At 64.4% G+C, this 21716-nt stretch carries 15 protein-coding genes; 4 read left to right on the top strand and 11 right to left on the bottom strand.

Annotated features, from left to right (window positions below; translation table 11 throughout):
* Positions 1-1024: group II intron reverse transcriptase/maturase (gene ltrA / locus CR105_RS13090; protein WP_099788909.1), on the top strand; the 1024-nt coding region annotated here is incomplete at its 5' end.
* Between the two features lie 103 nt (positions 1025-1127).
* Here the strand turns inward: ltrA and CR105_RS13095 are convergent.
* From CR105_RS13095 to CR105_RS13145, 11 genes are all read right to left on the bottom strand, one after another.
* Positions 1128-3206: a DUF7024 domain-containing protein gene (locus CR105_RS13095; RefSeq protein WP_099788910.1), complete on the bottom strand. Its 2079-nt coding sequence runs from the start codon at positions 3204-3206 to the stop codon at positions 1128-1130.
* The gene (locus CR105_RS13100) at positions 3203-3580 is read right to left on the bottom strand and encodes a GtrA family protein (RefSeq protein ID WP_099788911.1); all 378 of its coding nucleotides are present in this window, start codon (positions 3578-3580) and stop codon (positions 3203-3205) included. The genes CR105_RS13095 and CR105_RS13100 overlap by 4 nt, the downstream gene beginning before the upstream one ends.
* Complete coding sequence (locus CR105_RS13105) at positions 3573-4541, bottom strand: glycosyltransferase family 2 protein (RefSeq protein WP_099788912.1); 969 nt, start codon at positions 4539-4541, stop codon at positions 3573-3575. Before CR105_RS13105 ends, CR105_RS13100 begins: the two co-directional genes overlap by 8 nt.
* 68 nt (positions 4542-4609) lie before the next feature.
* Positions 4610-7519 (bottom strand): glycosyltransferase, encoded by a 2910-nt coding sequence (locus tag CR105_RS13110; protein ID WP_229413923.1) that lies wholly within the window; start codon positions 7517-7519, stop codon positions 4610-4612.
* Between the two features lie 2 nt (positions 7520-7521).
* Positions 7522-8895, bottom strand: a complete 1374-nt coding sequence (locus CR105_RS13115) for an FkbM family methyltransferase (RefSeq protein WP_099788913.1) — start codon at positions 8893-8895, stop codon at positions 7522-7524.
* Positions 8892-10112 (bottom strand): ABC transporter ATP-binding protein, encoded by a 1221-nt coding sequence (locus CR105_RS13120; protein ID WP_099788914.1) that lies wholly within the window; start codon positions 10110-10112, stop codon positions 8892-8894. The genes CR105_RS13115 and CR105_RS13120 overlap by 4 nt, the downstream gene beginning before the upstream one ends.
* The gene (locus CR105_RS13125) at positions 10112-10915 is read right to left on the bottom strand and encodes an ABC transporter permease (protein ID WP_099788915.1); all 804 of its coding nucleotides are present in this window, start codon (positions 10913-10915) and stop codon (positions 10112-10114) included. The genes CR105_RS13120 and CR105_RS13125 overlap by 1 nt, the downstream gene beginning before the upstream one ends.
* 157 nt (positions 10916-11072) lie before the next feature.
* Positions 11073-11828, bottom strand: coding sequence for a Crp/Fnr family transcriptional regulator (locus CR105_RS13130; RefSeq protein ID WP_099788916.1), 756 nt, complete (start codon positions 11826-11828; stop codon positions 11073-11075).
* A gap of 58 nt (positions 11829-11886) precedes the next feature.
* The gene (locus tag CR105_RS13135) at positions 11887-12204 is read right to left on the bottom strand and encodes a VanZ family protein (protein WP_229413924.1); all 318 of its coding nucleotides are present in this window, start codon (positions 12202-12204) and stop codon (positions 11887-11889) included.
* Positions 12205-12262: 58 nt separating this feature from the next.
* On the bottom strand, positions 12263-13522 hold the full coding sequence (locus CR105_RS13140; protein WP_099788918.1) for a tetratricopeptide repeat protein: 1260 nt from the start codon (positions 13520-13522) through the stop codon (positions 12263-12265).
* A complete protein-coding gene (locus tag CR105_RS13145; RefSeq protein WP_229413925.1) occupies positions 13519-15438 on the bottom strand; it encodes a CHASE2 domain-containing protein in 1920 nt (639 codons plus the stop codon). The genes CR105_RS13140 and CR105_RS13145 overlap by 4 nt, the downstream gene beginning before the upstream one ends.
* A gap of 185 nt (positions 15439-15623) precedes the next feature.
* Between CR105_RS13145 and CR105_RS13150 the strand changes: the two genes are divergently transcribed.
* The 3 genes from CR105_RS13150 to CR105_RS13160 all read left to right on the top strand — a co-directional run bounded on the left by CR105_RS13150 (position 15624) and on the right by CR105_RS13160 (position 21715).
* Positions 15624-17012, top strand: a complete 1389-nt coding sequence (locus CR105_RS13150; RefSeq protein ID WP_099788919.1) for a FecR family protein — start codon at positions 15624-15626, stop codon at positions 17010-17012.
* Between the two features lie 443 nt (positions 17013-17455).
* Positions 17456-19672 (top strand): DUF4214 domain-containing protein, encoded by a 2217-nt coding sequence (locus CR105_RS13155; RefSeq protein ID WP_099788920.1) that lies wholly within the window; start codon positions 17456-17458, stop codon positions 19670-19672.
* Positions 19673-19930: 258 nt separating this feature from the next.
* On the top strand, positions 19931-21715 hold the full coding sequence (locus CR105_RS13160; RefSeq protein WP_099788921.1) for a type I secretion system permease/ATPase: 1785 nt from the start codon (positions 19931-19933) through the stop codon (positions 21713-21715).
* The last annotated feature ends 1 nt before the right edge of the window (position 21716 follow it).

Consider the following 21716-nt stretch of genomic DNA (forward strand, 5'->3'; position numbering starts at 1 on the left):
CGGTGGCGAGCGCGAGCTTGGCATCCCGACGGTGACGGATCGGCTGATCCAGCAAGCACTGCTCCAAGTGCTGCAACCAATTCTTGATCCCACATTTAGCGAGCACAGTTATGGTTTCCGTCCGGGCCGACGTGCGCGGGACGCGGTACTTGCCGCCAGAGCGTTTGTCCAGTCAGGGCGGCGGGTCGTGGTGGATGTAGACCTGTCAAAGTTCTTTGACCGGGTCAACCATGACATCCTGATTGACCGCTTAAGGAAACGCATTGACGACGCTGGCGTGATCCGGCTGATCCGTGCCTATCTAAACAGCGGGATCATGGACCATGGCGTGGTGCAGTCGCGGCACGAAGGAACGCCGCAAGGTGGACCGCTGTCGCCGCTACTGGCCAACGTTCTGCTCGATGAGGTGGACAAGGAACTGGAACGACGCGGCCATTGCTTCGCGCGCTACGCCGATGATGCGAACGTCTACGTTTGCAGCAAGCGCGCTGGCGAGCGGGTGATGGCGCTGCTGCGGCGCTGTTATGCCAAGTTGCACCTCGTGGTCAATGAAAGCAAGAGCGCCGTCGCCAGCGCATTTGGTCGTAAGTTCCTCGGTTACAGTCTGTGGGTGGCAAAGGGGAAAGTGGTGAAGCTGAAGGTCGCGGACAAGCCGCTGGCAACATTTAAGCAGCGAATCCGCGAGCTAACGAAGCGTACTGTTGGCCGCAGCATGCCGCAGATCGTTGAAAAGCTGCGCTCCTTGATGCTTGGCTGGAAGGGGTACTTCAAATTGGCGCAAACGCCGAAAGTCTGGCGGACACTCGATGAATGGCTGCGCCACAGGCTGAGAGCTATCCAGCTCAAGCATTGGAAGCGTGGGAAAACCATGTATCGGGAATTGTTGCAACTTGGTGCCACGCCGTTGGTCGCGCAACGAGTTGCAGCGAGTAGTACATGCTGGTGGCGAAACGCTGATCGGCTGCTGAAAACAGTCCTCACAATCGCCTACTTCGACCGACTTGGCGTGCCCCGCCTGACTTAACCTCAACTACTCGAACCGCCCGGTGCGGACCCGCATGCCGGGTGGTGTGGCAGGGGAGCAGCTTTAATTAGCTGCCCCCTATGCCGATCTGCAAAGTACACCCCTACTGCCGCTCGCCAATCGCAATCTCGCGAATGGCCAGCCCGAGCGTGCGCCCGTCCGTCGATGGCCCGATATCCTTCGGCGCCACCGGGTGCGGCACCACGATCGTCAGCATGCGCAAGGTGCCGTCGCTGTCGACCGGCAGGCTGATTTCCTGCGGCGCGCTGGAGAGCTTGAAGGTCAGCTCGGCGCTGCCGGCGCGCAGGATGAACGGCGCCCCGACATTCGGGCCGAAAGCCTGCGCCTTCACCGCAAAATTGAAGCGCTTCGGCAAATTCTCGCGGAAGTGGATCACCACCTGCTTGCCGTCGGACCAGCGGCCGAGCGACTCGCTGGCCGACAGGCCGTCGATGCGTTCGATCAGCGCGTCGCCGATCGGGCGCACCAGGTCGGTCACGCCGATGGTGCGCCCGACCGGCGGCAGGCGCACCAGCGCGAAGTCGGCGGTGCGCACCACCGGCTCGATGCCGGCTGGCAGCGCATGGTCGCCGACCACCAGCAGCCACTTGTTGCGCAACGGGATCTGGTACTGTTCGATCGGCTGGCGCGGATCCGGCAGTTCAAGCACGCCGGCATCCTTGTCGTCGATATGGAACTGCGTGCGCATCAGGTCGGCCACATTGGTGCCGGCCACGGTGATGTACTTGTGCTCGGCCTGCGGAACATACTTGTGGGCAAACTGTCCTGCCTTGTCGGCCGGGAACGGATTGACCAGCTGCGCCAGGTAGTGCGTCGAGCCGACCGCGCCGGCCGCCAGGCCGATCGGCACGGCGATGAACAGGTACAGGTGCAGCGCCAGTTTCTTGCGGGCCACCCATAGCGCCAGAATCAGCAGGTTCAGCGCCACCAGCACCTGGCCCGGCCATTCGAGCAGCGAGATGGACGCGATGTCCGGACCGTCGACCATGTTGAGCGTGTAGTTCGGCAGCTTCACCAGTGCCAGCAGCAGCACGGCGGCCAGCAGCACGCCGATCAGCCACCTGAAGCGCGGACGCGTATGGTCGACCGGCTGGCGCAGCGGCGCCACCGCCAGCACCAGCAGCAGCGGGAAGGCGAACGAGTAGTAGCGCATGTGCAGGCGCACCCCTTCGATCGAGCCGGGGCCGGCCAGCGAGGCGGTGTAGGCGACCGTCATGGCGAACGCGGTGCCCATCATCAGCAGCAGGTACACCCGCAAGGTGCCCAGCTCGCCATCGAACTTGAGCTGCGACGGGCGCCATGGCAGCCGGTGCAGCAGCATCGCCAGCGGCAGCACGTACAGCACCGCCAGCGCCATCAGGTGGCCGCGGGCGTTGATGAAGGCCGGGTTGAGCAGTGTCAAGGCCGAGCGGTGCACGGCGTTATTGGCCGAGCTGCCGTAGAAGTTGCCCACCAGCGCCAGCGCCGGCTCTCCGGCCAGCACGTAACCCAGGCCCAGCCGCACCGCCACCATCGCCAGCACGGCCAGCACAGCGGCCTGCACGGCCTCGCCGATCCAGCCGGCGCGCCCGGCCTTGTTCCAGCGCGTGAACACGATGAACAGCAGCAGGGCCGGCAGCAGGAACAGCCCGTGCACCTTGACCAGGCTCATCACGCCGAGCAGGGCGCCGGTGGTCAGGCCATAGCGCGTGCTGCGCCAGTGGGCGTGGTTCAGCGCCACCCAACTGAGCAGCGCGAAGCCGAAGAAATACATCGCCTCGGGCATGAAGAAGGCGGTGTACATGTTCAGCGGCGCCAGCAGGGCGGTCAGCGCAATGGCCAGCGCCAGCGGCCGGCCGGCCAGGCGCCGCGCCACCAGGTAGACGAACGGCGCCGCGGCGACGTAGAACAGGGCGTTGAGAACGCGCGCGCAGTCGAGGAACTGGTCGCCGCAGGCATTGGTCGAGCGGAACAGCCACAGGTACAGGTAGGACGGCACGATCGCCTCGCCAAGCGGCGTCAGCCGTGAGTATTTGCTGTAGTACCACTCGTCGGCGAACAGCGCCGGGCTCAGGTCGAGGTTGCGCTGCAGCAGGTAGAACATCGTCAGCAGCATGGCGCCGAACAGGGCGAGTTCCCAGGCGTGTTGCCGGAGTTTGGTGGACAGCGGTGTTGGTGTCATTTGAAGATCCAGAATTTGCCCAGCAAGAAACTGTTGACGGCAACCAGCGGCAGCGAGATCAGCTTGCCGGCCAGCGCCAGGTCGAACGTCGTAGCGGCCAGCGCCACGCAGCCGAGGGTGAGCAGGTAATTGAGCACCACCAGGCAGGCGTAGCGCCCGAGGCTGGCGCCGCTGGTGACACTGTCGAAGGTGACCTTGGCGTGGTACACGTAGTTGACCGCCAGGCCGGCGCCGAAGCCGCAGGTAGTGGCAGTGGCGTAATGGTAGCCGAGCGAAACCAGCAGCTGCATGACGCCGATGTCGACCAGCGCGCTGAGCACGCCGCCGGTGATGAACAGCACGACCTGGCGGCGATGGGTCAGCAGACTACGCATTGTGCTTGCGAAACAGCGTCTTGGTATGGATCGGGCGGCGCGGCACCGAGGCGATGTCGTAGGCGAGGAAGGCGAGGATCAGCTGGGTGCCCATGATCAGCGGCAGGGCCGCCACCATCACCGTGCCGGCCGGCGTGACCATGTCGTGGCGCATCGAATAGAGCCAGTGGCTGATGCCGTAGATCGAGCCGAACAGCACCATCGCCACGCCCAGCGGCAGTTCGATCGAGGCGAGCGACATGTTGCGCAGGTAGTAGTTGTAGAACAGCCGCTTGAAAAAGTTGCGCACGTGCTTGGCGGCGAACTCGGTGACGATGCGCGAGATCTTCAGGTTGCTCACTTCGTCGCCGTACACCGCGTCCATCGGCACGTCGACCACCACCGCGCGCAAGGTGTTCAGGCGAAACAGCATGTCGGTCTCGAAGAAGTAGCGCCGGCTGATGCGCGCGAACGGCAAGCGCCGCGCGGCGTCGGCGTGGATCGCGGTAAAGCCGTTGGTCGGATCGAACAGGTCCCAGTAGCCGGACGACAATTTGGTCATCAAGGACAGCACGGCGTTGCCGATCAGGCGCAGCGGCGGCATGCTGCCGATCTGCTCGAGGTCGTAGAAGCGGTTGCCCTTGGTGTAATCGGCCTCGCCTTCGAGGATCGGCGCGACGAAGCGCGGGATCAGGTTGCTGTCCATCTGGCCGTCGCCGTCGACCTTGACGATCACTTCGGCGCCGTCGGCGATCGCAGCGGCGTAGCCGGTCATCACGGCGCCGCCGACGCCCTGGTTTTCCTTGTGCTCGAGCACCGTCACGCGCGGGTCGGCGCACTCGGCGCGCACCAGCGCGCCGGACTGGTCAGGACAGAGGTCGTCGACCACGTAGATGCGTTGCACCTCAGGGCCGATCGCGGCGATCACGCCCAGGATGTGGCGCGTGACGCGGTAGCAGGGGATGACGACGGCGATGGTCATGGATGGCTCGGTTTGGCGTGTTCTAGGTAACAAGATTAATAGAGTGGCAATATGCAGTGTAGGTCAAATCAGCGCTGCGAGGCAAGGCTGGCGGGCACTTCGCGGTACCACTGCCCGCCCAGCACGGCGCGCAGCAGCTGCGCCGCGCTCTCGCTCCAGGTCAGCCACGGCATGCCGGTCGAGACAGGCGCGGCGCCGTCGCGGTGCAGCGCCAGCCAGCTCTCCAGCGCGCGCGCCAGGTCGTCCGCTTCGAGGCCGCTGAAGTAGCGCGCGTGCTCGCCGGCCACTTCGCGAAACACCGGCAGTTCGCGCGCGATGATCGGGATGCCGTGCTGCGCCGCCTCGATCAGCGGCAGGCCGAAGCCTTCGCCTTCGGAGGCGGCCAGCAGGGCGGCCGAGCGGCGGTACAGTTCGAGCAGCATCTCATCGGACACGCCGGGCAGCCAGAACAGGCGCTGGCCTTTTTCCGGGTGCGCGTGCATGCGCCCGGCCAGTTCGTCGACCATCCAGCCCTGCTTGCCGACGACGACCAGGTTGGCGTCGACGCCGCGCTGCCACAGCAGGTCGAGCGCGGCGAGCGCCTGGCGTTGGCCCTTGCGCGGCTCGAGCGTGCCGACCATCAGGAAGCTCGGGCGCGCCGACACCGCCTCGAACACCTCGGCCGCATTCGGCGGCAAGCCGGTGCTCGGCGCGCTGGCGTCGATGTCGGCGCCGAGGTGGAAGTAGCCGATCTGCAGCGGCGTCAGGCGGCGCGGGCCGTTCTCGCGCAGCCAGTCGGCCAGTTCGTCGGCCACCGCGCGCGAGATGCAGACGACGCCGTCGGCCACCGCCGCCACGGTGCCGATGTATTCCTTGAAATAGCGCTCGGTCCCGAACGGGAACACTTCCGGGCGCAGCACCGGCAGCAGGTCGTACATGACGAAGTGGATCTCGACGCCCAGTTCGCGCATCGCCTGCAGGCAGCCGTGGTTTTGCGTGGTGCCGTTGGTGAACAGGTCGAGGCCGAGGAACAGGTCGCCGCGGCGCAGTTCGAGCGGCGCGTCTTCCAGCGCCAGCGCCGGCGCGCCGACCATCTCCATGGCGAAGCGGCGCGCGTACAGGTAGCCGCGGTTGCCGCCATGGCTGTACACCGGCTCGATGCGAAAGCCCGCCGGCGGAGCGGCGATCATCGCCAGCAGCACGCTGCGCACCACGCGCTGGATGCCGGTCTTCAGGTCCGACTGCACCAGCGCCGAAATGTCGACGAACAGCTGGCGCGGCGCCTGCGGCGGCAGGTTGTGCGCCACCGCGCTGGCCGTCTCGATCAGTTCGCGCTCGCCGCCGTCGCCGCCCAATGCGCCAAGCGCGTCGAGCAGGCGCCGGTAGTGGCGCTGCGGGTCGGCCGCGCTGGCCTGCTCGATGGCCGCGGCCATCGCCGCGCCGGCGCGCGCCGGCGCATGCTGCTCTTGCATGAAGGCGCGCGCGCGCTCGCTGTAACGTTCGCGCAGCGCCGGGTCGGCATGCAGGCGCTCGAGCGCGGCGCCCAGCTGGTCGCGGCCAAACAAGTCGTCGATCTTGAGCAGCACGTCGTCCGCTATTTCGGCGCTCGAGCCGTGCGCGTTGACGATGGTCGGCGCGCCGTGCAGCAGGCAGTCGAGCACCGCCGCCGACGTCTCGCCGCGCGTGTGCGAACGCAGCTGCACCGCGCAGTCGCTGGCGGCGGCGTAGTCGGCATACGTTTCGGCGCTGACAAACCCGGTCATCGTCACGCGCCCCTTGGCGGTACTGGCCTGGATCGTGCGCTCAAGCGCGGCGCCGTACGGCCCCGGATCGTTTTCGCCGACGAACACTAGCCGGCAGCGCGGGTCGGCGCCAAGCTTGGAGGCGAGGAAGGCGTCGAGCAGTTCGGCATTGAGCTTGGTGCGACCGAGCATGCCGAAGCTGCACACCAGGTACTGGTCGGCGCCGATGCCGAGGCGCGCGCGGGCGGCCTCGCGCTGCGGCGCCTGGTGCAGGCCGCGCAGCAGCGGCACCGTCAGCCAGCCGGACGCCGCCTGCGGCCCGTACCAGTGGCGCGCCAGGTCCTTGGAAAACTCCGAATGGACGATGACGCCAGCGGCGTGATCGAGCACGCCCTTGTTGAGCGGGTACTTCCAGATCGACGGGTTGCGGCCGATGCGCTGCAGGTCCGCCAGGCCCGTGTAGCCGTGCGACTCGTACATCGCGCGCAGGTAGCCTTGCGTCAGGTAGCCGTCGGTCTCCAGGTTGTCGAGCACGCCGGAGAGGAAGAAGTCGTGCAGCACGACGACGCCGCGATGGCGGCGAATCAGCTCGAACATGTGGCGGTGCACGCCCGAATTGCCGAAGTGGTAAACGACGCGGTCAAACTCGCCGCCGTGTTCTTCGAACCAGGCCAGCTGGCGCAGCGGATAGCCGGCTGTCGCCAGCGGCGCGCCGACCTCGGGCTGGTCGACGATCAGTTCGACGTCGTAGAAGCGCGCCAGCTCGGGAATCAGTTCGGCGCTGTAGTCGGCGATGCCGGAATGCTGCGGCGGCAGCGGCGAGACGTACGCCAGGCGCGGGCGCGCCGGCACTTCCGCTGCGGCCGCGCGCCTGGCGGCTGCCTGCAGCTGCGGCCACGGGTCGGCGCCGTGTTCGATTGCGCCGATGCTGGCGAAGGCGGCGCCGGCGTCGTCGCCGGCATGCGGCGCATACACCAGGTCCGGCTCGAGCGCGGCGAGGAAGTGCTGGCGCAGCGCCGCCGCCGCGCCCTGGCGCCAGCTGCCGCTGCCGGCCGGCGTCTGGTAGGCGACGATGCGCTGGCGCGCCAGCAGGTCGCCGAACGCGGCCTGCATCTGCTCGTACTGTTCGCCCGGTTGCGCCGCGAACGCCACCCACACCTCATGCGCGCCGGCGCTGCGCGCGATCTGGCGCACGCCGTCGAGCAGGAGGGGATCGAGGGCGAGGGCGCCCGGATCGAGGTCGATGACGATACGCATGTTCAAGTGCCTGGTGTGAGATTGCTGCGGGCCCGTTTCAGGTCCGCCAGTACAGTGCGCGCCGAGACGGGCAGGGCGCGAATGTGCTCGGGCAGCTGCGCTTCGGCGCTGCCCGGTTCCGGCGTGGCGTGCTTGATGCCGGCCAGCGTCACCGACACTTTCCTCGCCACCCACGGCGCGCGCTGCAGTATCGGCAGCAGCAGGCGGCGCATGCGCTCGCTGGCGGTAACGCGCGCGACGATTTCGCGCAGCAGGGCGCCGCGGCGCGCCAGATGCACCACCGTGCCGGTCAGGCGCAGCGGCCGCGTCATCCGCCACGAGGTACTGTTCGACATGGCCTTGACCGTCGCTTCGAGCTCGCGCGCCCAGACGGCGACGCGCTCGGCGTTGAATTTCGCCTGGTACAGCGCCTCGGCCAGCTGCTCGCTCTTGGCGCCCAACTCGGCGATCTGCTGCAGCGCCTCGTCGTGCCGCACGGCCGCGGCGTCAGCATCCTGCGCGGCCTTTTGCGCCGTCTCGGCGGCGGCCTTGACGGCTGCCGCTTCGCGCACTGCCGCTTCGGCGGCGGCGCGCTGGGCGGCGGCGCTGGCGGTCGAACTGGCCGCTTCGGCCTCGCCGGCGGCAACTGCCGCGCGCCGTTCGATCTGCGCCTGCGCGACGGCTGCGTCCTTGTCGGCCCAGGCGCGCGTGGTGTGGTACGAGATGAAGTTGTCGAACACGTTCGGCTGGTTTGACAGCACGGCGCCAAGTTCGGCGTGTTCGCGCGCGACGTAGTAGCGGTTCAGTCCATCGAACCAGGCAAAGTCGTAGCCGTGCGCCGTCACCAGCGGCTCCCAGGTGGCGTGGTTGGTCTCGCGGCTGTTCGGCAGCGTCGCCTCGACCACCAGGATCCACGGGCGCCAGCGCTGCAGGTCCATGCCCTGCAGGACCTCGCCCTCGAAGCCTTCGACGTCGATCTTGAGGAAGTGGATCTCGCCCGTCACGTGCTCGGCGCAGATCGACGCCAGCGTGCGCACCGGCACCGTGATCTCGCTGACGGCGTAGCCTTCGGCGCGGTGCGCTTCGGCCACCGTGGCTTGCGGCGAGGCCCAGCCGTTCACCGCCGGCACGTCGTACAGGGTCAGGCTGCCGTGGGCGGCGCCGGCGGCGACGGCCAGGTTGATGTCGCGCGGGCGCTGCTCGTCAAATAGCTGGGCAAACGCCGGCAGCGGCTCGATGTTGATGCCGTGCCAGCCGGCGTCGTAGAACGCCTTCGTCACCGAATGGTCGACCGGATCGTTGGCGCCGGCGTCGATGTAGAAGCCGTTGGCAACGTGGCCGAGGGCGCGCCACAGCAGCACATCCTCGAAGTTCTGCGCGTAAGAAATCAGTTTCATGTGCGTTGGATCTCGATGGTGGGGTCGAGCCAGGCGCTGCCCTCGAAATGCGGACGGCGCATGTTCATCACGGTGAATACCAGCGCCAGGTCGCGCCACTCGTAGTTGTTGACCAGATGGGTGTCGGTGCTGACGATGGCGGTGGCGATCGAGTAGCTGCCCGGGCCCAGGTTCATCGGGAAGTGGAACTGGTAGACCACCTGCTGGCCGGCGCCGACGTCGTCGAGCGCCATGTCCTTCAGGTGGGTGTTGGTGCCGTACATCGGCTGGCCGAGGCGGTCCTTGATCATGTAGCCGAGCACCATGCGCGGAATCGTCTCCTTGACGGCGACGGTGATTTTCAAAGTGACGGCGCTGCCGACATCGACCACTTCGACCGTGTTGCCGGCGGCATCCAACAGCACGATGTTCGCCACGCTCGCTTCGCCCGTGCCGGAAATGGTCTGCACCTTGCCGGCCACCGCGGCCAGGCGCACGGTGTCGTTTTCGCGCTCGGCGATCAGGGCGTTGTAGTAATCCATGATCTGTTCCGGCGCGCCTTGCCGCGCCAGGCGGCCGCCGTCGAGCAGGATCGCGCGGTCGCACACCGACTGGATCGCCTGCTTGTCGTGCGACACCAGCAGCAAGGTGGTGCCGGCCTTGCGGAACTGGCGGATGCGCTCGAAGCTCTTGTGCTGGAAGTAGGCGTCGCCGACCGACAGCGCCTCGTCGACGATGAGGATGTCGGGCCGGCGCGCGGTGGCCACGCTGAACGCCAGGCGCATTTGCATGCCGCTCGAGTAGACCCGCACCGGCTGGTCGATGTAGTCGCCAATTTCGGCGAACGCTTCGATGTCCGGCATCAGGGCGCGGATCTCCTCGACCGACATGCCGAGCAGCTGGCCGGCCATGTAGACGTTCTGGCGGCCGCTGAAGTCGGCGTGGAATCCCATGCCGAGCTCCAGCAGGGCGGCAACGCGCCCGGTCATGCGCACCGCGCCGGTGCTCGGCTGGGTGGTGCCGGTGATCAGCTTGAGCAAGGTGCTCTTGCCGGCGCCGTTGATGCCGATCAGGCCGACCGCTTCGCCCGGCGCGACTTCGAAATTAATGTCCTGCAGCACCCACTTGAGCTTGTGGCGGGCGCCGCGAAACGGCAACGTCCACTCGGCCAGGCGTGACCAGCGCGTCGGATACTGCTTGTACGCCTTGCTCAGGTTGTCGACGGTAATGCGGCCCATCAGAGTTCATCCACCATTTCGCCGGAGCGCTTGCGAAACAGGCGCATGCCGAACACGCACATCAGCAGCGCCAGGATGGTCGCAGGCAGCAGGCCCGACCAGTGCGGCAAGGTGTGATGCACCAGAATGGTCTGGTAGGCGCCGATGATCGGCGCCATCGGATTCCACAGCAGCAGGTGCTCGCGGATGGCCGGCGGCAGGATCGACGCCGGGTAGACGATCGGCGTGAGCCAGAACCAGAACTGGACGAAGATGCTGAAGAACTGGCCGACGTCGCGGAAGAACACGTTGAGCACGCCGATGATCATGCCCAGGCCAATGGCGAACAGCACCTGCAGCAGCAATATAGGCAGGATGGCCAGGTAGACCGCGCCGGGAAAATTGCCGGTGGCGATCAGGAAGGCGGTAAACAGGCCGAAGATGATGGCGAAATTGAGCAGCGCGTTGAGCACCACGATCAGCGGCAGGCACATGCGAGGAAAGCTGATCTTCTTGATCAGGTTGGCTTGCTCGATGAACATCGTCTGGGCGCGCGCGACGATCTCGGCGAACAGGCCCCAGGTCAGGATGCCGGCGCACAGGTAGATGCTGTAGGCAAAAGTGTTGTCGCTGCCGGGCAGCTTGCTGCGCATGACTTCGGCAAAGATCACCGTGTACACGAGGATCATCGCGAGCGGACTGAGCAGCGACCACGAGGCGCCGAGGATGGCGTTGCCGTATTTCGACTGGAACTCGCGGCGGACGCTGCCGAACACGAAGCCGCGGTACGCCCACAGGCCGCGCAGCATGTGGCTCGAAATCATGCCGCCGCCTGGTGCGGCAAGCCTGCGCCGCGCGCTTGAGTTCGTCTAATCATAGTAAAGGTTGGTCCCTGTGAGCGCGAAATTATACTCTACAGAGCAGGCCAAGATTGTTACAGTTGTAACTCTGCGTTCCGGATCAACCGCCCGCCGCCGCGCATCAGATCCCCTGGACCAGTTTTTTCAGCGCATCCGGGTCGAGGATGATGAGCCGGTGGGCATCCTTTTGCACGATGCCTTGCTGCACCAGGGTCAGCAGCGCGCGGGTGACGGTCTCGCGGCTGGTGTTGATCATGTTGGCAATGTCCTGGTGGGTCGGCAGGTTTTCCACCACCGTCGGCCCGCCGGGCGCAAACGGCGGCTTTTGCTGCAGCATCAGGTAGCTGTAGATGCGCTTGGCGGTGTTGTTGATGCTCAGCAGGGCGCGGAATTCGGAGTCGCGCTGGATCTTCTGCGCCAGGTAGCGCAGCATCTGCTTGGCCACCGATGGCGAGTGGGAAAACAGGTGCATCGCGATGGGGGCGGGCAAAAACGCCACCAGCACCGGCGTCATCGCCACCACCGACGCCGAACGGGTCGAATTGTTGATCAGCGCGATCTCGCCGAAAAAGTCGCCCGGCATCAGCATGCGCAGGCCGATCGCGCGGCCGTCTTCGGTCACGTCGATCACCTGCAGCTGGCCCGACAGCAAGAACAGCAAGCCGTCGCCGCTGCCGCCCTTGTGCAGCACCACCTCGCGCTTGGCGTAATGGCGGATGCGCAGCTCGGCCTTGACGCGCACGATTTCCTCTTCGTTCAACTCGGCCAGCAGGGGTATCTTGCGCAGGTGAACCTGCACCTGGCGCTGCTCTTCCGGCGCGGCGGCGCTGCCGCCGGCGGCGTCGTTCGGTGCGATCGGGTCGAGAGGGGTCGTCATGGCAACAGTATACAAGAGCTGGCAGCGCAACGGTGGCGCCTGCTGCGAAATTGCCCCGCTATGGCGACAGCCAGCCCAGTGCGGCGAGCATGGCCACGACGGCAATGCCGGCGGCGTTGGCCATCAGGTCTTTCCAGCAGAACTTGCGGTCCGGCACCAGCGCCTGCAGGCATTCGATCAGCCAGCCGGCCACAAACAGGCCCAGCAGCCACAGCGCCGTTTCGGCCGCGCCGTGGGCGATCCGCACCGCCATCACGCTCAGCAGCGCGAAGCCGGCAAAGTGCAGCAGCTTATCGTTCGGCAGCGGCGGCAGCCAGCGGTTCGGCACCAGGCAACCGGTCGAAATCGCCACCGCCGTGCCGACGAATAACATCATTTCCCACTGCATCGCGATCCCTGCTGCCAATATGTTCAAAAAGCAGCATTGTATAGCTTCAAGGAGTCGTCCACTGGTAGTTCAGCTGCAATTGCCGGTTGTCGTAGCGGAAAATCGAGATGTCCTTGTCGTTGCGCACCAGCCGCGCCTCGAGCTGCAGCGCGTGGTTTTTCGCCAGCGGATAGATCAAGGTGGCGCGCAGCACGTGGGTGGCCTGGCGCCGCACTTCCTCGATCACCCGCGGCGCATACACCAGCTCGCTGTTCCAGGTCTGGTACGAGTAGGCCAGTTCGCCGATGTTGGCGTCCCACAGCGCGCGCCGGCCCAGCAGGTTGACCGCGATGCCGTGGCGGTTGCCGCCGGGACGCTCGGTGATCGCGCGGTCGTCGACGTAGCCGACGCTGGCGCTGCCGTACAGGTCCGGCTTGCGGTAGCTGAGCTGCCCGCGCACCTCGAACGTGTGCGCGTCGAAGTTGGTCAGCCTGACATGCTGGTTGCGCGTCAGCCCGGCCAGCAGGTTGAATTGCATGCTGGCCGGCAGCGGCAGCGGCGGCGCGATGCGCGTCTGCAGCTGCGCCTGGCGCTGGTACAGGCTGCCGCCAAGGCTGATCAGGCCGAGCATGCCGGTGTGGCGCACGGTCCAGCGGCCGAAGCGAAACGGCGCCTCGGCGCCGACGTACAGCGACACGCTGTCGAATTCGCGCAAGGTGTCGTTGCGGCGGTTCTGGAACTGCACGAAGCCGATCGTGCCGTCCGTGCTCAGCTCGCGCAGGTAGTCGGCGCTCAGCACCGTGTACTGGTCGCGCTTGGGCAGGAATTCTTCCAGCAGAGGCAGCTCGACGCGTCCGCCGTCGACTTCGACGATGTAGACCGGGTTCTTGGCGCCCTGGTTGACGTTGGCGTCGATGCCGCGCCCGATTGTCAGCGATCCGTTCGACTTCGCCGGCCGGCCGCGGCAACCGCTGGCGCGCTCCGCGTTGATCAGGTCGCGGATGGCCTGCGGTGGTGCGAAGCGCTTCTCGATATCGCCGAACAGGCGCTCGGCCTCGGCGGTATTGCCCATGCTGCACTGGATCAGCGCAATTTCGAGCAAGGCGCCGGCGTGCATCGGCTCTTCATCGATCGCCTGCTGGAACTTTTTCAGCGCGTCGCTCTTGCGCCCTTCGGCCAGCGATTCGAGCGCTTCGCGGTAGACGTCGCGGCGCGGCGCATCGGCCGCGCCCGTGCCGGCGGCGCCCTGCTGCGCGCCGGCACTTAGGCACAACGACATTCCCAGCACTGCAACGATCGACGACAGTACGCCTTGCCGCTCGCTCATGCCGGGCCGTCCGTGACCGGGTCCGCCATCGCGGGCGCCACCTGGCCGGTGTAACGTGGTGCAGAATCCATGCTCGAATCGAAAGTAAATAAAGTGGTGGGTTTTTCCTTGCCGCGCAACATGCGCTCGCCCAGCAGGATAAAACGATGGCGCCGCGCCCGCTCGACCGTGCCGGCGCCGACAATGATGTCATGCTTGAATTCACGCGCTGCCTGCTCCAGCCGCGACGCCGTGTTGACGCTGTCGCCGACGGCAGTATAGATGCTTCTGAACGAAGTGCCAAAGTCGCCCGCCATCGCCAGCCCGCTGTCGATGCCGATGCGCACCCGCAGTGGCGGAAATCCGTTGCGCACCCGCTCGTCGCTCAGGCGCGCGACCCGCCGCACCATCGACAGCGCCGCCTCCAGCGCCAGGTCGGCGTGCTGGGCCAGCGGCAGCGGCGCCCCCCAGAACGCGACCAGGCCGTCGCCGGTGTATTTATCCAGCGTGCCTTGCTGGTCGATCACCGGCCCGGTCAGGCAGTCGAGGAAGTCGCGCGTCAGCTTGGCCGCCGCTTCCACCGGCAGCGACTCGACCTGGGTGGTGTAGCCTTCCATGTCGGCAATGACGGTGGTGACGTCGAAGCGGCGCGGGCGCAGCGGATCGCGCACGTCGCTGCGCAGCAGCTGCGCCACCACTTCCGGGGCGACGTATTGGCGCAGCGTGTCGAGCAGGTGGCGCGAGGTGCGCTGCGCCAGGTGCCACTGATAAGGCACCGCAAAGGCGAGCAGGAACAGGTTGGTCGCCAGCGGCCCGGTGGTGGAAAAATCCGGGTCGTGGCTGCTGGCCGAGTACGCCAGTCCCAGCCACAGCAGCGAGGCGCCGCCCAGGAGGCCGACGCTGGCCACGGCCGACAGGCGCGGAAAGGCGAAGCTGGCGCCGACCGTGCACAGCACCGCAAAGGCGATCGCCAGCAGGCGGCCCGGCCATGGCGCCGGCGCCAGCCCGCCCTGGCGGTCCAGCAAGGTCGACAACACCGCCGCCTGCACGCCCAGGCCCGGGCGGTCGCCGCGAAACGGCGTGGTGACGCGGTCGCCGATGCCGAGCGACGACGAGCCGACGATCACCAGGCGGCCGCCGGCGCTGGCCGGCTCGATCGCCTGGTTCAGGATGTCGGCGGCCGACACCACCGTATAGGCGCTCCAGTCGCGCTTGTAGTCGACCCGCATCAGGCCGGTGGTGGGCAAGATCATCGCGGCGCCGCCGTTGCAGCAGTTCACCAGGGCCAGCGCCAGCGCCGGATACTGTCGGCCTTCGTAGCTGGTCAGCAGCGGCACCCGGCGCAGCGCGCCATCGGAGTCCGGCAAAAAGCCCATGTTGCCGACATGGCGCGCCTGGGCCAGGCCGGCGTGGTTGGCAATATATCCGGCCGCCTTCACACCGCCGTCGCGGTAGACGCTGGAGGCGCCGGCCGGCTGGCCGTCGCGCACCGGGTCGGGGCGGCCAAAGTTGTAGTCGAACATTTGCGCCAGTACCACCGGGCCGTGCTGGGCCAGCAATGCCAGGCGCTGGTCGCCGGCGGTGTCTTTCGGCTCGGGCAGCACGATGTCGAGGGCGACGCCGCGCGCGCTGTAGTGCGTCAACAACGTTTCGACCAGGTCGGCGACCCGGGCGTGCGGCCACGGCCAGGCGCCCAGCGTGGCCAGGCTTGCCTCGTCGATATCGACCACCAGCACGCGCGGCTCCGGCGCCGTGCTCGCCTGCAGGCGGACAAAGGCGTCGCGCAGCCACTCGTTGGCCAGCACCGACGAAGTGGGCGCGGCGCCCCATTGGGCCCAGACCGTCAGCAGGATCGCCGTCAGCGCCAGCGCCGCGCGGATCAGCCCCGGCGGCGTGATGCGAACGTTGACAGGGAGGAGGGGAGTCGAGTCGGGCACGCCGGGCTGAGAACTTGTTGGGAATAAACAATAAGTATATCCCGTTGTGCCCGTTGTTACACCACAGCGACACTAATTGCGACAATGTGTAACACCGGCCGTTGTCGAAAGGAATCGATTAAAATGTGATAGTCATCACAGCAGAAGCCGCTTGAGACAGGATAATGAAGAAAAAGGGGAATATTATGTTGCGTCATCTAATGGTCACCGCCGGTCTCGCGCTTTGCGCGCAGTTCGCGTTCGCCGCGGAAGCGGGAAAAATCATCTTTGTCGCCGGCCAGGCGCAGGTGGTCGATCGCGCGGCGGTGCAAGACGGCGCGGTACAGGAAGGCGACATGCTCACCACCGGCGCGGACGGCTTCATGTACATCAAGACGCTCGACAATGGCCTCTTCATCCTGCGCCCTAACAGCCGCGCCCGGATCGTCACGTACCACGTCGATCCGGTCAATCCGGCAAATACGCGCATCAAGCTCGAACTGCTCAGTGGCGTCGCGCGCAGCAAATCCGGCGACGCCGTCAAGCTGGCGCGCCAGAATTTCCGTTTCAACACCCCGGTGGCGGCGATCGGCGTGCGCGGCACCGACTTTACCGTCTTTACCGACCAGGACACTTCGCGCGTTGCCGTCATTTCCGGCGGCGTTGCCGTCAGCGGTTTTGCCGGCGCCTGCAGCCCCGACGGTTTCGGCCCATGCGAGGGCATCTACACGCGCGAACTGTCGGCGGCCCAGCGCGGCCAACTGGTGCAGGTGCGGCGCGGCCAGGTGGCGCCGCAAGTGATGTCAAGCGGAGGCAACGGTCCGGACAACATCGCGCCGCCGCGCAACGACGAGCCGATCGGCAAGAACGGCGGCATCAACGGCGCCGCCACCGCGCCTGCGCCGAGCCTCGACCCGATCAAGAACGTTGTCATCGCCCAGCTGCCGCCGCTGGCGCCGGCGCCGGTTGTGAACACACCGCCGCCAGTCGTTGAAGAGCCGCCGGCCTTGCCGGTGGAGCCGCCGCTGGTGGTGGTAGTGCCAACCCCGGTGCCGCCAGTGATCGAGATTCCGCAAAAGGATAGCGGCATTTTGTGGGGGCGCTGGCAGCGCATTGGGGCGCCGCCGGCCACTATCGATCTGACAGCGGAGCAGGAGCGCTCGCAACTGCTGGCCGTGCGCGGTAATTTCGCCCTGTTCCGCACGCCCGGCAAGGAATATGTGGCGCGTGAAAACGGCAGCGTCGGGTTTCGCCTCGATTCGAGCGAAGCCTATGTTTATACCAATTATGGTCCGGGCATCCGCACCACCGCGGCTGCGACCATCAACAACGGCCGCCTCGACCTCGATTTCGGTAACAAGAGCTTTGCGACGTCGTTTGATTTGACCAGCAAGGACGAGACATTCAAATTCCAGTCGAAGGGCGATATCACTGCCAACGGCCGCATGTATGGTGAGCACGCCCAGGGCCGTCCGGGCTACCTGAACCTCGATGGCGTGTTGAGCAATGAGCGCAACGGTTCCGCCGCATATATATTCGACGGGGTAATCGACGCCCAGCGCACGGTCAATGGCGCCACGTATTGGCGTAAATAGTTTATGTTATGTTCTCGAAAATGCCCCGTATTGACGGGGCATTTTTTTTGGGACGCGCGCGGCAGATATCTTCCATGCTTATGCCAATACTGATGACGCGCCAACATGCATACATCCGGATCAGGTACGCGCGCTTGGCCGGCCACTTCGGCCATTTGTATTTTAATGTAATGAGATGTAAAAACTATATTAAAGGGTGATTATTATGCATCACTCACCGACATTCTCAGGCCTTGCGCCACGGTTAATATTCTCTGATAATGCGCTGCGCGAATGCATTACTCGCAAATATTCCATAAATGATTGAAGAATGTTCGAATTTGTGATGCCCATCACATAAGGCGGGCACAGCCTTCTGTCATGATGCGGAACGTTGGGTGCGGTCACATAATGTGGCAGCAAAATTTACTTAAAGATCGTTTCGATCAAACCAGGAGCACTAAATGGCACTTTATACCAATGCAGTTCAGAAGCTGTACGTCGCATACTTCAACCGTCCTGCTGATGCAGCTGGCCTGGCATACTGGGAAGGCGTAGTCGCTGCTAACAAGGGCGACACCTCCCTGGTTTCCGCAGCTTTCGCAGCTTCGGTCGAGTACCAGACCGAATACAGCCAGATCACCACCGCTGGCGTGATCACCAAGATCTACCAGAACCTGTTCGGCCACACGCCTGACACCGCTGGCCTGGCTTACTGGGTTGCCGGTATCCAAGCTAAGAACTTCACGATCGACCAGGCTGTCACCACGATCGCCAACGGCGCACTGACCACCGACAAAGTCGCTTTCGACAGCAAAGTCCTGGTCGCTACCTCGTTCACCGCAAATCTGGACACCGCAGCTGAAATCGGTGGCTACACCGGCACCAACGCTAACCTGGCCGCTAAAGACTTCCTGTCGACCATCGTTACCGCTGCTGACGCAACCGCTGCAATCGTACCAGCCAAGCTGGACGCTTCGATCGCTGCTGTCGTCAAGGCCGGCGTGCCATTCACCCTGACCGGCGCCCTGACCACCCTGACCAACGCTACCGATGCAGTTAAAGTCTACCTGGCTGCTGCTGACGGCGACAATAATGCCAAGACCAGCACCACCAAGACCGCTCTGGAAGCCAAAGTCACAGCGCAGGAACTCGCAATCGACGATCTGGTTGATGGCGACTACGACAATCCGCTGAACTCGGAAGGTTTCAAAGCCGCCCTGCTGGCCGACGAAATCGAAGAGCGCGCTGATGCCCTGGCTCTTGCACAGAAAGCGGTTACATTGGCCAACACCAACATCGCCAAAGTAGCAGGCATGGGCGCGCTGATCACTGCTGACGCTTCGGCTGACGCTTCGGTGACTGCTGCAGCCAAGGTCGTTACCTCGACCGACGCAGCCCTGCAAGCTACTGTCATTTCGTACAACACCTTCAATCCACTGGCTACGATCACCGTTGCTGCTAACGGTAGCGTAACTGGCCTGATCGAGTACAACGCAACGACCCGCGTGCACACTCTGGCAACTGGCGTCACCGAAGTCACCAACCCAGGCATCACCGCAATCCTGACCGCTACCGTCGCTAAAGAAGCTGCTGACCGTACCTTTGCATCGGCTTCGACCGTTGCTGCTGCGACCCAGCTGAGCGTTGACCGTTCGGACTTCGACGCTACTGCCTCGGGCACCCAGCTGCTGGCAGTTGGCCAACTGATGGAATCGTTTGACCTGGCTGCTAACGAGTACCCAACCGTTGCTCAGATCAACACCGAAACCAGCGTTCTGGCAGCTCAGGCAGCCGGTCCAGTTGCAGCTAAAGTTGCAGCTAATGCAGCCAAAGCAGCCGCTGATGCAATCGCAGCACCGCTGATCGCTGCCAAGGCAACTGCTCAGACCAATGCTACAAATGCACAAACCGCTGAAGACGCAGCACTGGCAACCTATGCTGGCATTGCAAACCCAACGCCGCAAGACACCGCAACCCGTGACGCCGCTATCAATGCATCGGTTGCTGCTGACGCAGCACTGGCAACGGCTACCACTGCTGCTGCTGGTCCTATCGCTACCGCTGCTTCGGCTGCTACCGCGAGCGCCGCTGCTGACGTAACTGCTGCTGCAGCAGTTGCTAAAGTTGATGCGTTCAAAGCTGCGCTCGCTCTGTACGACGGTGCCGATAACGTCAACCCACTGGCTGATGCTCTGATTGCTGCTGAAGCAAGCGTCAAGTCCGCCAGCGCCGAGATCAAGGCACTGAACGACGCAATCGTCAAGCTGGATGCAACTGTTGCTGTTGTCACCAAGCTGGAAGCTCTGGAAGATGCTGTCGCAGCTGCTGAAGAAAACTTCGCAGACCACGACTTCGAAGTGCCAGTGACCCTGAGCACCGTGACCGTCGCAACTGACGCAAACGACATCTTCGTTGCTGGCACCGCCAACAGCACCGTGTTCGGCATGGCAGGCGACGACGTTCTGTTCGTCGGCGCTGCCTACGTGCAGAAAACTGGCGCGCTGACGACCGGTAACAACGCAGCTCTGGAAGTGTTCATCGCTCAGTCGGGCGCGAACACCACTATCACCATCGAAACCGAAGTCTACGGTTCGGCTTCGGGCGACGTTATCGTCATCACCCTGAACGGTGTTGCTGCTGCCGACGTTGCATTCGCTAACGGCATCATCACTGTATAAGTGATGCTGTAAGTTGCAAGGCAGCCGGCAACGCCGGCTTGCTTTCTCAAAAAACCCCGCGACCGCAAGGCCGTGGGGTTTTTTTTGTAATTAAAAGACAACATTATGCGCGAAATGGCGATTTTTTGTGATGCAGATCACAAAAAACAATGTTTTTGCCGCATAATAAGTCTGCAAAACAATTTCTAGCTGTTTAGCTGGAATTCGATGGGTGTCCTCGCGCCGCGCTTGCATCTAACCGCTGACCTTCACGACCAAATGAAAACCAAACCTCTTCAAACCAAGACCGAAATTGCGCAAGTACTGCAGGGCTTCAAGAGCACCTTCATCACCGTCGGCGTGTTCAGTGCGATCAGCAACTTGCTGATGCTGGTGCCGTCGCTGTACATGCTGCAAGTGTATGACCGCGTGCTGGCCAGCCGTAACGAACTAACGCTGCTCATGCTCACGTTGATGATGCTGGGAGCCTACATGTTCATCGCCGGCCTCGAGCTGGTGCGCAGCTTTATTCTGGTACGCGTCGGCGCCCAGTTCGACATGAAGCTCAACAAGCGAGTCTATACGGCGGCATTCGAGCAGAACCTCAAGCAGGCAGGAGGCAACGCCGGCCAGTCCTTGTCGGACCTGACCAACCTGCGTCAGTTTCTTACTGGCAATGCTTTGTTCGCCTTCTTCGACGCCCCATGGTTTCCGGTCTACCTGCTCGTCATTTTCTTCTTCGAGCCGCTGCTCGGCGTGTTCGCCCTTACTGGCACCATCGTGCTGGTGATCCTGGCCTATATCAACGAACGCGTCACCAACGAGCCGCTCAAGGCTGCCAACTCGATGTCGATCGAAGCCGGCAGCCTGGCCACCAACAACCTGCGCAACGCCGAAGTGATCGAGTCGATGGGCATGTTGCCCAATCTGATCGGCCGCTGGTTCAAGCTGCACTCGAAATTTCTGCAATTGCAGGCCGATGCCAGCGAAAAAGCAGGCAAGATCCAGGCCGTCACCAAGTTCGTGCAGATTTCTCTGCAATCGCTGGTGCTCGGCTACGGCGCCTTGCTGGTCCTGGAAAACAAGATTACCCCCGGCATGATGATCGCCGCATCGATCCTCGTTGGCCGTGCGCTGGCGCCAGTGCAACAGGTGATCGGCGTGTGGAAAAGCTGGAGCACAACGCGCAGCGCCTACGAGCGCCTGACCAACCTGCTCGACGCCAACCCGGCGCGCGATGCCGGCATGCCTTTGCCCAAGCCGGAAGGCGCCCTCAGCGTCGAGGGTGTTACCGCCGCGCCGCCAGGAATCAAGACTCCGGTCATTCGCAATCTCAACTTTGCCATCAAGCCGGGTGATGTGCTTGGCGTGATCGGCGCCAGCGGCTCCGGAAAATCGACCCTGGCGCGCCTGCTGGTCGGCGTCTGGCCGACAATGCTGGGCAAGGTGCGCCTCGATGGCGCCGATATCTATCACTGGAACAAGGCTGAACTGGGCCCGAACATCGGCTATCTGCCGCAGGATATCGAGCTCTTCAGCGGTACCGTCAGCGAAAACATCGCCCGCTTCGGCGACCTCGACCCGGAAAAAGTGGTGCAGGCGGCCAAGCGCGCCGGCGTGCACGACATGATCCTGCACTTCGCCAACGGTTACGATACGCGCCTCGGCGACGGCGGTGCCGGCCTGTCCGGCGGACAGAAGCAGCGCATCGGCCTGGCCCGCGCAATGTACGGCGATCCGTCGGTCATCGTGCTCGACGAGCCGAACTCGAACCTGGACGACGGCGGTGAAGTGGCGCTGGTGCAGGCCATCACCGACCTGCGCTCGCGCGGCAAGACCATCGTCATGATCACCCACCGCACCAATGCGATCGGCGTCACCACCAAGCTGCTGTTGCTGCGCGATGGCGAAGTGCAAATGTTCGGCCCGACCGACAAGGTGCTCGCCGCACTGAAAGAGCAGGGCCAGAAGGCAGCGCAGGCGCAACTGGAAGCGGCGGCCAGGGCAAAAGAAAAGGCAATCGCCAACGCCGGTACCGAACTGGCGAATGAAGGAGGGCATTAAT

This window comes from Massilia eurypsychrophila, assembly GCF_002760655.1.
Taxonomy (GTDB): Bacteria; Pseudomonadota; Gammaproteobacteria; order Burkholderiales; family Burkholderiaceae_D; genus JAFCUW01.

Bases quoted from the DNA above. Each gene is read 5' to 3' on its own strand.
- CR105_RS13100 (WP_099788911.1), bottom strand. From the start codon at position 3,580: ATGCGTAGTCTGCTGACCCATCGCCGCCAGGTCGTGCTGTTCATCACC.
- CR105_RS13140 (WP_099788918.1), bottom strand. From the start codon at position 13,522: ATGAGCGAGCGGCAAGGCGTACTGTCGTCGATCGTTGCAGTGCTGGGA.
- CR105_RS13130 (WP_099788916.1), bottom strand. From the start codon at position 11,828: ATGACGACCCCTCTCGACCCGATCGCACCGAACGACGCCGCCGGCGGC.
- CR105_RS13135 (WP_229413924.1), bottom strand. From the start codon at position 12,204: ATGATGTTATTCGTCGGCACGGCGGTGGCGATTTCGACCGGTTGCCTG.
- CR105_RS13120 (WP_099788914.1), bottom strand. From the start codon at position 10,112: ATGGGCCGCATTACCGTCGACAACCTGAGCAAGGCGTACAAGCAGTAT.
- CR105_RS13150 (WP_099788919.1), top strand. From the start codon at position 15,624: ATGTTGCGTCATCTAATGGTCACCGCCGGTCTCGCGCTTTGCGCGCAG.
- CR105_RS13095 (WP_099788910.1), bottom strand. From the start codon at position 3,206: ATGACACCAACACCGCTGTCCACCAAACTCCGGCAACACGCCTGGGAA.
- CR105_RS13115 (WP_099788913.1), bottom strand. From the start codon at position 8,895: ATGAAACTGATTTCTTACGCGCAGAACTTCGAGGATGTGCTGCTGTGG.
- CR105_RS13125 (WP_099788915.1), bottom strand. From the start codon at position 10,915: ATGATTTCGAGCCACATGCTGCGCGGCCTGTGGGCGTACCGCGGCTTC.
- CR105_RS13105 (WP_099788912.1), bottom strand. From the start codon at position 4,541: ATGACCATCGCCGTCGTCATCCCCTGCTACCGCGTCACGCGCCACATC.
- CR105_RS13155 (WP_099788920.1), top strand. From the start codon at position 17,456: ATGGCACTTTATACCAATGCAGTTCAGAAGCTGTACGTCGCATACTTC.
- CR105_RS13160 (WP_099788921.1), top strand. From the start codon at position 19,931: ATGAAAACCAAACCTCTTCAAACCAAGACCGAAATTGCGCAAGTACTG.
- CR105_RS13110 (WP_229413923.1), bottom strand. From the start codon at position 7,519: ATGCGTATCGTCATCGACCTCGATCCGGGCGCCCTCGCCCTCGATCCC.